This is a genomic window from Cytobacillus firmus (genome assembly GCF_023612095.1).
GTDB lineage: Bacteria > Bacillota > Bacilli > Bacillales > Cytobacillaceae > Cytobacillus.
In genome coordinates this window covers 4,369,853-4,383,751 of sequence record NZ_CP086235.1, presented here as the reverse complement: position 1 = coordinate 4,383,751, position 13,899 = coordinate 4,369,853, and the positions used below count along the sequence as shown (strand labels likewise).

Here is a 13,899-nt window from a genome sequence, read left to right as displayed (position 1 = left end):
AGGGGCTGTCCCCTTGTGAGAGTAGGACGTTGCCAGGCTGTTTTATAATACCACTTTTCCGCAGTAGCTCAGTGGTAGAGCATTCGGCTGTTAACCGAACGGTCGTAGGTTCGAATCCTACCTGCGGAGCCATTTTCATAAAGCCCCATATGGGAATTATGATCTGCTGCTTCCATAGCTCAGCAGGTAGAGCACTTCCATGGTAAGGAAGAGGTCACCGGTTCGAGCCCGGTTGGAAGCTCTCTTAATGTAGACAACTAGAATACTAGGCCCCTTGGTCAAGCGGTTAAGACACCGCCCTTTCACGGCGGTAACACGGGTTCGAATCCCGTAGGGGTCACCATAATGGAGGATTAGCTCAGCTGGGAGAGCATCTGCCTTACAAGCAGAGGGTCGGCGGTTCGATCCCGTCATCCTCCACCATATTTGCCGGTGTAGCTCAATTGGTAGAGCAACTGACTTGTAATCAGTAGGTTGGGGGTTCAAGTCCTCTCGCCGGCACCATCTGTTTTTCGTAGATGGAGGGGTAGCGAAGTGGCTAAACGCGGCGGACTGTAAATCCGCTCCTTCGGGTTCGGCAGTTCGAATCTGCCCCCCTCCACCACTTATACTTAATAAAAACACAAAAACTGGACAAGCTAAGAATGTCCTTTTTATTTTGTAATTATTGGGCTATAGCCAAGCGGTAAGGCACCGGACTTTGACTCCGTCACTCGCAGGTTCGAATCCTGCTAGCCCAGCCATTTTTGCTTTAATAGTACGAGCCATTAGCTCAGTCGGTAGAGCATCTGACTTTTAATCAGAGGGTCGAAGGTTCGAGTCCTTCATGGCTCACTTTATAGAAAAACGCAGACCTTGGGAATCGAGTCCTGAAGGTCTTTCTTGTAAATACAAATATGCTGCGGAAGTAGTTCAGTGGTAGAACATCACCTTGCCAAGGTGGGGGTCGCGGGTTCGAATCCCGTCTTCCGCTCCAAATGGGGCCTTAGCTCAGCTGGGAGAGCGCCTGCTTTGCACGCAGGAGGTCAGCGGTTCGATCCCGCTAGGCTCCACCAACATACATAATACGCCAAACCTTAAACCACACTGGTTTAAGGTTTTTTTATAAATATAGGAATACTAGGACTTTCATCCCGGATAACCGCATATATATACACGATTTTGTCGAGTTGAGTCATGGGTTTGAAAGCGGTTAAAATATAGATAGGAAGGGAAAGGGAGGACATGTATTATGAATAGACAGAAATTATCGATAATTGGGATGCCGATGGATCTTGGCCAGATGAGACGCGGTGTGGATATGGGGCCAAGTGCAATTCGGTATGCCGGAGTGAATGAACGCTTAAAATGTTTATTTGAAGAAATCCATGATCAGGGCGATATTGCTATCGGCCGCCCGGAGGTTCAAATCGATCCAAATTCAAATCTTCGAAACTTGCACCTTATAGCTGAAAAAACAGAAATGCTTGCAGAAAAAGTTGACCACGCAATAAAAGGCGGTTCTTTTCCATTAGTGCTAGGCGGCGACCATAGCATCGCGATTGGAACATTGGCAGGGGTATCGAAGCACTATTCGAATCTTGGGGTAATCTGGTATGATGCCCATGGGGATTTAAATACAGCTGAAACATCACCTTCAGGAAACATACATGGCATGCCGCTTGCTGTAAGCCTGGGGATGGGCCATCCGCTTTTAACCAATGTAGGGGGATATGGTCCAAAGGTTAAGCCGGAGAATATTGTCATTATTGGGGCAAGGTCATTGGATGAAGGAGAACGGGAGCTTATTAAGGAAAAAGGCATAAAAGTGTATACCATGCATGAAATTGACCGTCTCGGTATGACAAAGGTTATGGAAGAAGCTATTACATATTTAAAAGAAAGAAATACAGATGGTGTTCATCTGTCTCTTGATTTGGATGGGCTGGATCCGCATGATGCACCGGGTGTTGGAACTCCGGTAATTGGCGGCATCAGCTACCGTGAAAGCCACTTGGCCATGGAGATGCTTGCAGAAGCACAAATCATAACATCGGCTGAATTTGTAGAGGTTAATCCCATTTTGGATGACAAGAACAAAACAGCTACTGTAGCAGTCGCACTTATGGGTTCACTATTTGGCGAAAAGCTTCTATAATAAAGGGAAATAAAGAAGAGCAGAACATAGACAAGTTCTGCTCATTTTTTTGCTGTGAGTGTATAATATTTATTTAGAAGTTCATCAAGTTTAATGCTGACATCCACTACCATGTGATCTGTAAAAGAACCGGAAGCTGCTAACTGAATCATTTTAGTCCGGCAATCCTCAATATCTCTCAATAATTCCTTAACACACACCGTAACCAATCCTTTTCGGTAATTTTAGTACTTTTATACCCTAAAAGAAAAAAAGTAAACCTGTATAAGTAAAAATTTGTTAATATAGAAATTGAATGTTTTTTAATTAAAATGAAACCTTTTCCGCTATCGATTCGTATTATCGATTAGCCGCACTGGAGCGGAGGTAAAAAAATGGAGACAATCGTAAAGAAGAGGATAAAACAAGTATTAAAAGGCGACCAGGATGCTTATGCTGAAGTTGTTGAAATATACAAAGATAAAGTTTTTCAGATTTGCTACAGAATGCTGGGAAACAGGCATGAGGCGGAGGATATCGCTCAAGAGGCTTTCTTAAGAGCTTATGTAAACATTGCCAGCTTTAATATTGACTTAAAATTTTCCACATGGCTCTATCGGATTGCCACAAACCTTTGTATAGACAGAATCAGAAAAAAGAAGCCTGATTATTATCTGGATGCAGAGGTCGCCGGAACGGATGGACTGAACATGTATTCTCAAATCGCTTCAGATGCGAGGCTGCCGGAGGATGATGTAGAAAGCCTGGAGCTGCAGGAAACAATCCAAAGAGAAATATCCAAGCTTCCTGAGAAATATCGTTCGGTTATTGTTTTAAAATATATTGAAGAATTATCGCTGAACGAGATCAGTGAAACACTCGACCTTCCCTTGGGAACGGTAAAGACCCGGATTCACCGTGGCCGGGAAGCTCTTAGAAATCAATTAAGATATGTTTAATAAAGAGGGTGAGAACTTTGAAATGTCCAGCAGAAATGGTTGTTTATATGCACGAGTACCTAGATGAAGAGATCTCAGCCGAACATGAGAAGGAATTAAGGGCACATCTGCAAACCTGCGGGGAGTGTCAAACTCATTTCCATGAACTAAAGAAAACGATCGCTTTAGTCCAAAGCACTTCACATATACAGGCACCTGAAAATTTCACAGCAAATGTTATGGCGAAATTGCCAAAAGAAAAGCGGAAGGTTGGGGTTCAGCGCTGGCTCAGGCATCATCCGCTTTTAACGGCGGCGTCACTCTTTCTTGTTCTGATGATGGGTAGCGTCGTATCTTCCTGGGATCAGGATCACCAATTATCCGTTTCTAAGCAGCCAAACCTTGTGGTGCAAAACGATAAGGTGATTGTACCTGAAGGTGAAGTGGTTAAAGGCGATGTAGTGGTAAAGAACGGCGACTTGGAAATTCAGGGCGAGATCGACGGGAATGTTACCGTCATCAATGGGCAGCAGTATATGGCTTCTGCCGGCAAGGTTACTGGAGAAATTGAAGAGGTTGATGCCATATTCGAATGGCTGTGGTATCACATCAAAACGGCAGCTAAGGATGCTGTAAATGTCTTTGAAACCGGAGAAACAGACTAAGAAAAGTAGTCAAGCATACTAAGAATCCCTGCTATAAAGCAGGGATTCTTAGTATGCAAATGACAATGCTGAATTTTCCAGATGGCATATGCTGTTTCAAAATTGGAATTAGCGATGAATATGATATAATATGAAAGTTACATAAAGGAACATTAGGCATTTTTGCTTTTGAAATATATATTTGGAGGAAGGATAATGTCGTTTGCGGATTTCTCTATTTTGAAATTGTTGGCTAATACAATAGACATTCTCCTTGTCTGGTACGTCATCTATAAACTCATAATGATTGTTAAAGGAACGAAGGCTGTCCAATTGCTGAAGGGGATTTTTGTCATTATCCTGGTTAAAGTAGCAAGCGACAAGTTCCATCTGCAAACATTAGGATGGATGATGGAACAAGTGCTTTTATGGGGATTTCTGGCCATCATAATCATTTTCCAGCCGGAGCTGCGAAGAGCACTGGAGCAATTGGGAAGAGGAAGGTTCTTCTCAAGGACGGCTAATCAGGAAGAAGAAAATCAGGAGAAACTGGTCGAGTCTATTGCGAAGGCTGTAGATTATATGGCTAAACGGCGCATTGGCGCGCTAATATCAGTTGAGCGGGAAACTGGGCTGAACGATTATATTGAAACCGGTATCGGGCTGGATTCCAGAATTTCATCTGAGCTCCTGATAAATATATTTATACCGAATACACCTCTGCATGATGGAGCCGTTATCATTCAAAAGAATTGTGTGGCGGCAGCAGCCTGTTATCTGCCTCTGTCAGAAAGTCCTTTCATTTCAAAAGAACTGGGCACCAGACATAGGGCAGCTTTAGGCATAAGTGAAGTAACTGACAGCATTACCATTATTGTCTCTGAGGAAACAGGAAGTGTTTCCTTAACCAAAAACGGGGAGCTGCACCGTGACTTAAAAGCGGAGGCATTTAAAGATATGCTTTCAAGTGAATTGCTTGTTCAGCAGAAAATAAAGCAGACTTCTTCAGGTCTTTGGAACTGGAGGGGAAAAAGAATGGATAAGTTAATTGATAAAATGGTAGATACCCGCTGGTTTATGAAGATCGTTGCCTTGATTCTTGCTCTTTTTCTATTTGATTCTGTGTATGATGCAGATAAGGAATTAAAGGAAATAAACGTTCCAGGTCAGCAGGATTCAGCCATTATTGAAGATGTCCCGGTGAAAAGCTATTATGATACGGAGAACCTGGTTGTAACCGGTATGCCGGACACAGTTGATTTGAGTATAGAGGGCCCCAAAAGTCACCTGGAGTCAGCGAAAAAACAGCAGAACTTTGAAGTATATGTAGATTTGACGGATGCAGAAATTGGCTCGCAAAGAGTAGAAATTAAGATTCGTGATATATCAGATAAACTGGATGTGACCATTAATCCTCAATATGCAGATGTGACTGTCCACGAAAAAGTCACCCAGGAATTTAAAGTGGATGCAGAATTTAATAATAGCCTTCTTGGTGAGGGCTATACGGCTGAAGCGGCATCTGCAGAACCAAAGACGGTTAAAATCACGGGAGCCAAAGAAGTAATCGAGCGGATCAGTTTTGTTAAAGCAACTCTTGATGTCAAGGGTCCTATAACCGAGACAATCGCTGATGATGCAACAGTCAGGGTATTGGATCGTGAGATGAATAAGCTTGATGTCATTGTGGAGCCTCAGGCCATTCGGGTAACAGTTCCGGTTAAGCAGTTAAGCAAGACGGTGCCTGTTACGATTGTCCGGAACGGGGAACCACAGGATGGGGTAACCATTAATTCGATTAAACTTGATGTTGATGAGGCTTCTATAACGGGCCGTGAAGATATATTGAGTGAGACTGAAAGCGTCAGGGTAGAGGTAGATGTCAGCAAGATTGAGAAAGATACTGTGCTCACCCTGCCGGTTATTATTCCGGATGGCATTTCAGCAGTAGATCCTAAAACAGTGAAGGCCTCAATTGATGTCAGCACTGAGGAAAATGCAGAAACAGAAGAAGAGAAAAGCACAGAGGAGCCTGCAGAAGAAACACAGGCACAAGCAGAGGATCAAGAGGTAACCAAGACCTTTTCAAGCCTTGCCATTAACTTATCCGGCTTATCCGAAGAATATGAGGCGGCCCTTAAAAATCCTGCTTCCGGAAGGACAAGTATTACGGTTACCGGGAAAAACAGCACAGTTCAGGATCTCAAAGCGGACGATTTTAATCTGTATTTGAGCCTGGCAGACCTTGGAGAAGGTGACCATGAGGTGCCAATTAATGTAGACGGTCCTTCAGGTGTGGATATAAAGCCTGCTGCAGGTAAAGCGAACATAACGATAACAAAAAAAGAAGAAGCTTAATATAGTTTTTAAAGTTAGAAGGAGCGATTATAAAATGGGTAAATATTTCGGTACAGATGGAGTACGCGGAGTTGCAAATAGTGAATTGACACCGGAGCTTGCCTTTAAGCTGGGCCGCTTTGGAGGGTACGTATTAACGAAGGACCATGATCGTCCGAAAGTATTAATCGGCCGGGATACCCGTATTTCAGGCCATATGCTGGAAGGCGCACTTGTAGCAGGGCTATTATCAATTGGAGCAGAAGTTATGCGCCTTGGAGTCATTTCAACACCTGGTGTTGCTTATTTAACAAAAGCACTGGGGGCAGAGGCTGGAGTCATGATTTCCGCTTCTCATAATCCGGTTGAAGATAACGGAATCAAGTTCTTTGGCCCGGATGGGTTTAAGCTTTCCGATGATCAGGAAGCGGAGATTGAGGAATTAATGGATATGGCAGAAGATCAGCTTCCAAGACCAGTCGGAGGAAGCCTGGGGCAGGTAAATGATTACTTTGAAGGCGGCCAGAAATATCTTCAATACTTAAAGCAGACAGTTGATGAAGATTTCTCCGGTATTCATATTGCGCTTGATTGTGCGCATGGAGCTACTTCGCCGCTTGCGACGCACTTATTTGCTGACCTTGATGCAGATCTATCCATGATGGGCGCATCTCCTAATGGCTTAAATATCAATGCAGGAGTCGGATCTACTCATCCTGAGGCACTATCTGCCTTTGTAAAGGAAAGAGAAGCAGATGTTGGTCTGGCTTTTGATGGAGACGGAGACCGTTTGATCGCTATTGATGAAAACGGCGATATTGTGGATGGCGACCAAATCATGTATATTTGCGGAAAATACATGAAAGAACAGGGAAGACTTAAGCAGAACACAGTCGTTTCTACTGTCATGAGCAATCTTGGTTTCTATAAAGGGCTGGAAGCCAACGGGGTCGAAAGTGTACAGACAGCTGTAGGTGACCGCTATGTTGTGGAAGAAATGAAGAAGAATGGCTATAATCTTGGCGGAGAACAGTCAGGACATATTATTTTCCTTGACTACATCACAACAGGAGATGGACTTTTGACCGGCCTCCAGCTTGTGAACATTATGAAGGTAACGAAAAAGCCATTATCTGAGCTTGCGAACGAAATGAAGAAATTCCCGCAGAAGCTTGTGAATATCCGTGTAACAGACAAGTATCATGTGACAGATAATGAAAAAGTAAAAGAAGTCATTACACAGGTTGAAGAGGAAATGAACGGAAACGGCCGCATTCTTGTCCGTCCTTCCGGAACAGAGCCGCTGGTCCGCGTAATGGCAGAAGCGCCAACAGGTGAGCTATGTGCTTCATATGTAGAGCGCATTGCAGCTGTTGTTGAGAGTGAAATGGGATTAAAAGAGTAAAAAGTACAATTCATATGCATAAGGGAACTCCTGAGCTCCCTTATGCATATTTTTATATATGGCAGCTTCCAATTTTGGTTCTATATCGATATTTGTTGACGGAAGTCTGACTTTGATGTATGATAATCCTGTTTTTGTATTTAAGAATACAGGACATCCTTATTCAAGAAGAGAAAGGTGGATAGTGAGAAAGAATAGCAATTTAAAGCGCCTGAACTGATCCTGGACGTAAGGATTAGTTGACGAGGAGGAGGTTTATCGAATGTTCGGCGGATGCCTCCCGGTTGAAAGCACAACCGATGATTTCTTCTTTAAAACATTCAGGCAACTGAATGGACAAAGAGAAGGGAATGCTAATTAGAAAAGCGGAAGCGCCTTGCTTAGGTGCTGTAGCTAGATAGCTAGACATCGAACTAAATATAAAAAAACAGAGATAAGGGGCAGGACTGCCCCGAAAAGGCTTCTTGCCCCTTCATTATTAGGAGGAAAAGAAGTATGTGTGGAATCGTTGGATATATCGGAAACTTAGATTCAAAGGAAATTTTATTAAAAGGCTTGGAAAAGCTTGAATATAGAGGCTATGATTCAGCTGGAATCGCAGTTATGAATGATAATGGCGTTCAGGTTTTCAAGGAAAAAGGCCGTATTGCGGACCTTCGAAATATTGTTGATGAAGATGTAATGGCAAACACAGGAATTGGACACACGCGCTGGGCAACTCACGGTGTGCCAAGCACAGTCAATGCCCACCCTCATCAAAGCAATTCCGGCCGTTTTACGCTTGTTCATAATGGCGTAATTGAGAACTATGACATCTTAAAGCGCGAATATTTGCAGGGAGTAGCTCTTCAAAGTGATACAGATACAGAAATCATCGTTCAGCTGATTGACTTATTCGTGAGCGAGGGAGTAAGTACTGAAGAAGCGTTCCGTAAAACGCTGACACTTTTAAAAGGCTCTTATGCCATTGCCCTTTTGGATGCTGAAAACAATGAAACGATTTTCGTAGCGAAAAACAAGAGCCCGCTTCTGGTTGGATTAGGCGAAACTTTCAATGTAGTCGCTTCTGACGCAATGGCGATGCTGCAGGTTACAGATCAATATGTTGAACTGATGGACAAAGAAGTCGTTATTGTCACAAAAGATGCGGTTCAGATTCAAACACTGAATGGTGAGGCAATCAGCCGTGATCCATATACAGCTGAATTGGATGCAAGCGATATTGAAAAGGGAACATACCCTCACTACATGCTGAAAGAAATCGATGAGCAGCCTTTAGTGATGCGCAAAATCATCCAGAAGTATCAAAATGATCAAGACGAGCTGACGATCGACCAGGAAATCGTTGACGCAATGAACGATGCTGACCGCATCTATATCATTGCTGCAGGTACTTCATATCATGCAGGACTTGTTGGAAAGCAGTTTATTGAAAAGATCGCAAAAATTCCAGTTGAAGTTCACATTTCAAGTGAGTTTGGCTACAATATGCCATTGCTTTCAGAGAAGCCGTTATTTATCTTTATCTCTCAAAGCGGTGAAACAGCAGACAGCCGTGCCGTGCTTGTGAATATTAAGGAAATGGGCCATAAGGCGTTAACGATTACAAACGTTCCAGGTTCAACTCTATCCCGTGAAGCGGATTACACATTATTGCTTCATGCAGGTCCTGAAATTGCCGTTGCTTCTACAAAGGCATATACAGCCCAGATTGCTGTATTATCTATTCTTGCAGAAGTAACTGCGAAGAGCCGCGGATTGGAGCTTGACTTCAACCTTGTCCAGGAGCTCGGAATCGTTGCAAATGCCATGGAAGTTCTTTGTGATGCGAAGGAAGAGTTCGAAGACATTGCACGCAAATTCCTTTCCACGACTCGTAATGCGTTCTTCATTGGCCGTGGAATCGATTTCTATGTTGGCCTTGAAGGTGCACTTAAACTGAAAGAAATCTCATATATACAAGCTGAAGGCTTTGCAGGCGGAGAATTAAAGCACGGAACCATTGCTCTAATCGAGAACGGTACGCCAATCATTGCCCTGGCAACTCAAGAAAGTGTTAACTTAGGCATTCGCGGCAACGTCAAAGAGGTTGTTGCCCGTGGAGCAAACCCTTGCATCATTTCCATGAAAGGGCTGGAAACTGAAGAAGACAGCTTTATCATTCCGGAAGTGAACGAGCTATTAACACCTCTTATCTCTGTAATACCATTACAATTAATCTCTTACTATGCTGCGCTGCACCGCGAGTGTGACGTAGATAAGCCGCGTAACCTGGCTAAGTCGGTTACTGTGGAGTAAGGAAATATTCCCCCTGAAACGAGTGAAAATTGGAGGACTGCCTCCAGTTTTCCTCGTTTTTTTTATCCAGCGGGAAAGCAGGATTCTGACAAAAGACAGGAGAATAAAGAAGAAAATTAGGGAACAGCCAATTAATATACGCCAGTAGAATCCGCGAGTTTAGTTAAATAAAATGAAGTTATCATAATAACAAGTGGGTGTTAGATTATATAATGGACTTGGCAGAATCGATAACAAGTAAAAAAGTGAAAGTAAAAGAAATACCTAAATGGGGAGCATATCTGAGAAAGCAATGGGAAGAAAGTTTTGCTAACCATCTCAGTGATCAAGAAAAGAAGTCCATTTATTTTTATGACGATGAAGATGGCTTTTGTGGCTACTTATGGCACTTATTTAGTTATGAGAGAAGGAAGTGCCTAAAGGAGGAACATGCTGATATAGCGTTTAATAAAGAAATGAAGGAGTCTTGTTACGTTTTTTATCAGCATTCGGATGATGCTTTTATCCTTGACAATGCTTCATCTTTAACAGCCTTGGACTTTGTAAATGAAGAGGATATTTACATAGTAGATAAAGAATTTAATTGGACTTATATAGTAACCCATGAAACAGGCTGGTGCGGTCCATATTTTAGCCGGAAGTGATCTTAAATCTTTTACATTTTAAGAAGAGAAGGAGGAGGCAAGAGAACCTATTCTCAACGAGTTACGAATTCAGTCAGGATTTACAACCGTTTTCTTAAAGGGTATGATTTTTATAGATGGATAATTGATTATGGGAGCGGAATCATGAAAGAATTAACATTCAAATCTTACGACCAATTTCTCCAGTTTAACGAGCATAAGGCGATGGAAAAAGCGGTCATGAAGGGACTTCAAGGAGATGAGCTGGTAAAGTTCAAGCTTGAATTTCTGCAAAGAGCCAAAACCATGTGGAAAGAGTATGATTGTGATCTTTGGCTGGAAAAACACGGGTATGTCATAATAAACGTTTGGAAAGATGGCAGCGGCAAAAGAAAAGTGACAAGAGGACGACCAAAAAAACTGGATTCTGAAAAATACGTACATACCGTTCATGTCAGGCTAGATGAGGAAACGTATAGACAACTGACGAATCACTGCCAGGATAATCAGATTGACGTATCTGAAGCTATTCGGTGTCTAATTAAAACGCTATAGAGGCAAAGATGGGAGATTCAACTTTTGAGTTTGGATCTCCTTTTCGTTTAAGTTGCTTTACTGAAATGAGAATAATTTGAGACAATTTCCGAAATTTGCTATCTGCCTCTTTTCTTTTAATATTTTTTGTGATACATTAAATGTGTTAGAGATTGATAATCATTTTCAATAGTGTACTATACATATAAAGGTTCTTTTTTTTGTTATTTAATGATAATGATTATCATTCTTTTAAAGTAGTTTTATAGAAATTAAACATGTTATGAGGGTTATTAATGAGATTATGGATGTTAGGAATTGCAGCCATTGTTCTGTCGTTTATCTCGCTGTTTATCGGAGCCATAGATATAACGCCTAAGGATCTGCTTAATTGGGAATCAGATGAAACACACATCTTCCTTATCAGCCGCATTCCACGTCTATTGGCGATTATATTAGCGGGGGCAGGAATGAGTATTGCCGGTTTAATCATGCAGTCTCTAAGCCGCAATAAGTTTGTATCACCAACAACTGCCGGAACATTGGATGCAGCAAAACTGGGTATTTTAATTTCCATGCTGTTTTTTACGAATGTCACGTATACACAGCAGGTTATTTTTAGCTTTGCCTTTGCTTTGGCAGGTACATTTCTCTTCATGCAGATTTTAGATCGTATAAAATTTAAAGATGTTATTTTCGTTCCGTTAATCGGAATTATGTATGGAAATATACTATCTTCAATTACAACGTTTCTTGGATATGAAGCTGATCTGCTGCAAAATCTATCTTCCTGGCTAATGGGAAGCTTTACTTTGATTATTGCCGGCCGTTATGAGCTTTTATATGTCAGTATTCCCGCTATTATTCTGGCGTATCTATATGCGAATAAATTTACGGTTGCCGGAATGGGTGAGGATTTTGCAAGAAATCTTGGCTTAAGCTATAAGCTGGTGCTGAATATTGGCCTGGTCCTTGTTGCGGTTATCTCAACAACAGTGGTTCTTACTGTCGGAGTTATTCCATTTTTAGGACTAATCGTTCCCAATATTGTCTCCTTATATTTAGGTGACAACCTGCGCAAAACAATTCCGCATACAGCGGTGCTGGGAATTGTCTTCCTATTAATATGTGACATTTTGGGGCGCATCATCATTCATCCTTATGAAATTCCGGTTAATGTAACGGTGGCAGTAATAGGCAGTGCTATCTTCTTAACGATGCTGCTAAGGGGAGAGCATATGCGAAATAGTACAAAATTGATGATTTTAGCAGCGATGGCCATTGTGTTTATTTTGTTATATGGCTTTTATGATATTAAAGGCGGCTTTGATTATGCTTTTCCAAAGCGTATGCTCCGGGTCACAGCGATGATTATTACAGGAATCGCCATTGCTTATTCCACAGTTGTGTTCCAGACCATTACACATAACCGCATTTTAACACCTTCTGTTATGGGCCTTGATTCCATGTATCAAGTGGTACAGACATTAATCTACTTTTTTGCAGGGTCGATGTCAGTGTGGGTGTTAAATAAATACTTGAACTTTGGCGCAGCCATTTTAGCCATGGTCATTTTTGCCCTGATTTTATACCGGTTTTTGTTCAGGGCTGATAAACATCCCATTTATTTTCTTCTCTTAATAGGGATGATTATAGGAACACTCCTGGGGAGCTTTGTCACATTCCTGCAGGTATTGATCGATCCAGTCGAATATTTAAGTCTTCAAAGCCGGCTGTTTGCGACCTTTACAAATGTAAAAGCGGAGTTATTATTTATTTCAATTGGCATCCTTGCTCTGGCATTTCTTTATGGCTACCTTATTATGGGGAAACTGGACGTGATGTCGCTTGGCCGTGAAAATGCGATGAATCTTGGCATTAACTATGACGGTATGGTGATGAGAATTTTAATCTTATCATCAGTTTTAATCGCTACATCAACTGCACTGGTTGGTCCCATTACCTTTTTTGGACTGATTGTGGCCAATCTCTCCTATCAATATCTGGTGACATATAAACACTCCATTCATATTTTAGGGGCAAGCTTGATCAGTATCATTGCTTTGGTCGGCGGTAATTTCCTTGTGGAGCATATATTTGAACTGCGTACCACATTAAGTGTCATTATTAATTTTGTTGGCGGAATTTACTTTATTTATCTATTACTTAAGGAAAGCAGGGCAGCAGGATGATTGAAATCAAAGGATTAACAAAACAATTTGGTAAAAAGCCTGTTGTAGAGGATGTTACAGTCACAATCGAGCCAGGGACCATCACCTCTTTTATTGGACCGAATGGCGCTGGTAAATCAACACTTCTTTCTATGGTAAGCCGTTTATTAGAAGCAGATACAGGTGAGGTATTACTCGATCAAAATAATGTGAAAAAGTGGAAGTCTTCGGATTTTGCAAAAAGAGTATCCATTTTGAAACAGGCCAACTACCTTAATGTGAGATTAACAGTGCGTGAGCTGGTGTCTTTTGGGCGCTACCCCTATTCAAAAGGACGTTTGTCCGCTGCAGACGAAAAGTTTGTTGATCAAGCCATTGAATATATGAATTTAGCTGATATGGAAACTAAGTATTTAGATGAATTATCAGGCGGTCAGAAGCAGAGGGCATTTATTGCCATGGTCATTGCTCAGGATACGGATTATATCCTGCTGGATGAGCCTTTAAATAATCTGGATATGAAGCATTCTGTTCAGATTATGAAAATCTTGCGCAAGCTGGTTGATGAACTTGGAAAGACAGTTGTCATTGTTTTGCATGACATAAATTTTGCATCTGTTTATTCTGATCGTATCGTAGCGTTAAAAAATGGCCGGCTGATGAAAAATGGGCCGACCCGGGAAATCATTAATTCTGATGTGCTTCGTGAAATTTATGATATGGATATTCCTATACAAGAACAGAATGGCTGCAGGATCTGTGTCTATTTTAACTCACATACATAAGCAGCATATTCTTGGAGAAATTGGTTGTCTTTCTCCAGGGATAGCTTA

The 13,899-nt window shown here is 41.8% G+C and carries 11 protein-coding genes, 10 tRNA genes and 2 pseudogenes; 22 read left to right on the top strand and 1 reads right to left on the bottom strand.

What is annotated here, in order from left to right; translation table 11 throughout:
- The first annotated feature begins 57 nt into the window (after positions 1-57).
- The 11 genes from LLY41_RS22360 (at position 58) to rocF (ending at position 2,137) form a co-directional block, all read left to right on the top strand.
- Positions 58-132: transfer RNA gene (locus tag LLY41_RS22360), tRNA-Asn, on the top strand.
- Positions 133-168: 36 nt separating this feature from the next.
- Positions 169-241, top strand: a tRNA-Thr gene (locus LLY41_RS22355).
- Between the two features lie 27 nt (positions 242-268).
- Positions 269-343 (top strand) — tRNA-Glu (locus tag LLY41_RS22350).
- A 4-nt stretch (positions 344-347) separates the two neighbouring features.
- A tRNA-Val gene (locus tag LLY41_RS22345) sits at positions 348-423 on the top strand.
- Positions 424-428: 5 nt separating this feature from the next.
- Positions 429-504: transfer RNA gene (locus tag LLY41_RS22340), tRNA-Thr, on the top strand.
- 16 nt (positions 505-520) lie between these two features.
- Positions 521-604, top strand: a tRNA-Tyr gene (locus LLY41_RS22335).
- A gap of 64 nt (positions 605-668) precedes the next feature.
- Positions 669-743, top strand: a tRNA-Gln gene (locus LLY41_RS22330).
- A gap of 18 nt (positions 744-761) precedes the next feature.
- Positions 762-834 (top strand) — tRNA-Lys (locus tag LLY41_RS22325).
- 67 nt (positions 835-901) lie between these two features.
- Positions 902-976: transfer RNA gene (locus LLY41_RS22320), tRNA-Gly, on the top strand.
- A gap of 3 nt (positions 977-979) precedes the next feature.
- A tRNA-Ala gene (locus LLY41_RS22315) sits at positions 980-1,055 on the top strand.
- A 176-nt stretch (positions 1,056-1,231) separates the two neighbouring features.
- On the top strand, positions 1,232-2,137 hold the full coding sequence (gene rocF / locus LLY41_RS22310) for an arginase (RefSeq protein WP_197201066.1): 906 nt from the start codon (positions 1,232-1,234) through the stop codon (positions 2,135-2,137).
- A gap of 41 nt (positions 2,138-2,178) precedes the next feature.
- Here rocF and LLY41_RS22305 read toward each other — a convergent pair whose 3' ends face one another.
- Positions 2,179-2,337: an aspartyl-phosphate phosphatase Spo0E family protein gene (locus LLY41_RS22305; RefSeq protein ID WP_095245822.1), complete on the bottom strand. Its 159-nt coding sequence runs from the start codon at positions 2,335-2,337 to the stop codon at positions 2,179-2,181.
- 174 nt (positions 2,338-2,511) lie between these two features.
- Between LLY41_RS22305 and sigW the strand changes: the two genes are divergently transcribed.
- From sigW to LLY41_RS22250, 11 genes and pseudogenes are all read left to right on the top strand, one after another.
- Positions 2,512-3,075 carry an RNA polymerase sigma factor SigW gene (sigW, locus tag LLY41_RS22300; protein WP_061794087.1) on the top strand — a complete coding sequence of 188 codons (564 nt, stop codon included), beginning with the start codon at positions 2,512-2,514 and terminating at the stop codon, positions 3,073-3,075.
- A gap of 17 nt (positions 3,076-3,092) precedes the next feature.
- Positions 3,093-3,719, top strand: coding sequence for an anti-sigma factor family protein (locus LLY41_RS22295; protein WP_095245823.1), 627 nt, complete (start codon positions 3,093-3,095; stop codon positions 3,717-3,719).
- Positions 3,720-3,914: 195 nt separating this feature from the next.
- Positions 3,915-4,733 (top strand): annotated as a pseudogene (gene cdaA / locus LLY41_RS22290) (diadenylate cyclase CdaA); the annotation flags it as partial.
- Entirely contained in the window at positions 4,734-6,056 is a 1,323-nt protein-coding gene (locus tag LLY41_RS22285; RefSeq protein WP_304588082.1) for a CdaR family protein, read from the top strand.
- Between the two features lie 34 nt (positions 6,057-6,090).
- Complete coding sequence (gene glmM, locus LLY41_RS22280) at positions 6,091-7,440, top strand: phosphoglucosamine mutase (RefSeq protein WP_095245825.1); 1,350 nt, start codon at positions 6,091-6,093, stop codon at positions 7,438-7,440.
- A 495-nt stretch (positions 7,441-7,935) separates the two neighbouring features.
- Positions 7,936-9,738, top strand: coding sequence for a glutamine--fructose-6-phosphate transaminase (isomerizing) (glmS, locus tag LLY41_RS22275; protein ID WP_304586643.1), 1,803 nt, complete (start codon positions 7,936-7,938; stop codon positions 9,736-9,738).
- Positions 9,739-9,950: 212 nt separating this feature from the next.
- On the top strand, positions 9,951-10,382 hold the full coding sequence (locus tag LLY41_RS22270; protein ID WP_304586642.1) for a DUF4275 family protein: 432 nt from the start codon (positions 9,951-9,953) through the stop codon (positions 10,380-10,382).
- Positions 10,383-10,526: 144 nt separating this feature from the next.
- A complete protein-coding gene (locus LLY41_RS22265; RefSeq protein ID WP_095245829.1) occupies positions 10,527-10,916 on the top strand; it encodes a ribbon-helix-helix protein, CopG family in 390 nt (129 codons plus the stop codon).
- Positions 10,917-11,191: 275 nt separating this feature from the next.
- Positions 11,192-12,144: pseudogene (locus LLY41_RS22260) on the top strand (ABC transporter permease).
- Positions 12,134-13,087: an iron chelate uptake ABC transporter family permease subunit gene (locus tag LLY41_RS22255; RefSeq protein ID WP_061793977.1), complete on the top strand. Its 954-nt coding sequence runs from the start codon at positions 12,134-12,136 to the stop codon at positions 13,085-13,087. The pseudogene LLY41_RS22260 and the gene LLY41_RS22255 overlap by 11 nt, the downstream one beginning before the upstream one ends.
- On the top strand, positions 13,084-13,851 hold the full coding sequence (locus tag LLY41_RS22250) for an iron ABC transporter ATP-binding protein (RefSeq protein WP_304586641.1): 768 nt from the start codon (positions 13,084-13,086) through the stop codon (positions 13,849-13,851). The genes LLY41_RS22255 and LLY41_RS22250 overlap by 4 nt, the downstream gene beginning before the upstream one ends.
- The last annotated feature ends 48 nt before the right edge of the window (positions 13,852-13,899 follow it).

Bases quoted from the DNA above. Each gene is read 5' to 3' on its own strand.
- LLY41_RS22255 (WP_061793977.1), top strand. From the start codon at position 12,134: ATGCGAAATAGTACAAAATTGATGATTTTAGCAGCGATGGCCATTGTG.
- sigW (WP_061794087.1), top strand. From the start codon at position 2,512: ATGGAGACAATCGTAAAGAAGAGGATAAAACAAGTATTAAAAGGCGAC.
- LLY41_RS22270 (WP_304586642.1), top strand. From the start codon at position 9,951: ATGGACTTGGCAGAATCGATAACAAGTAAAAAAGTGAAAGTAAAAGAA.
- LLY41_RS22265 (WP_095245829.1), top strand. From the start codon at position 10,527: ATGAAAGAATTAACATTCAAATCTTACGACCAATTTCTCCAGTTTAAC.
- glmM (WP_095245825.1), top strand. From the start codon at position 6,091: ATGGGTAAATATTTCGGTACAGATGGAGTACGCGGAGTTGCAAATAGT.
- LLY41_RS22285 (WP_304588082.1), top strand. From the start codon at position 4,734: ATGGATAAGTTAATTGATAAAATGGTAGATACCCGCTGGTTTATGAAG.
- rocF (WP_197201066.1), top strand. From the start codon at position 1,232: ATGAATAGACAGAAATTATCGATAATTGGGATGCCGATGGATCTTGGC.
- glmS (WP_304586643.1), top strand. From the start codon at position 7,936: ATGTGTGGAATCGTTGGATATATCGGAAACTTAGATTCAAAGGAAATT.
- LLY41_RS22250 (WP_304586641.1), top strand. From the start codon at position 13,084: ATGATTGAAATCAAAGGATTAACAAAACAATTTGGTAAAAAGCCTGTT.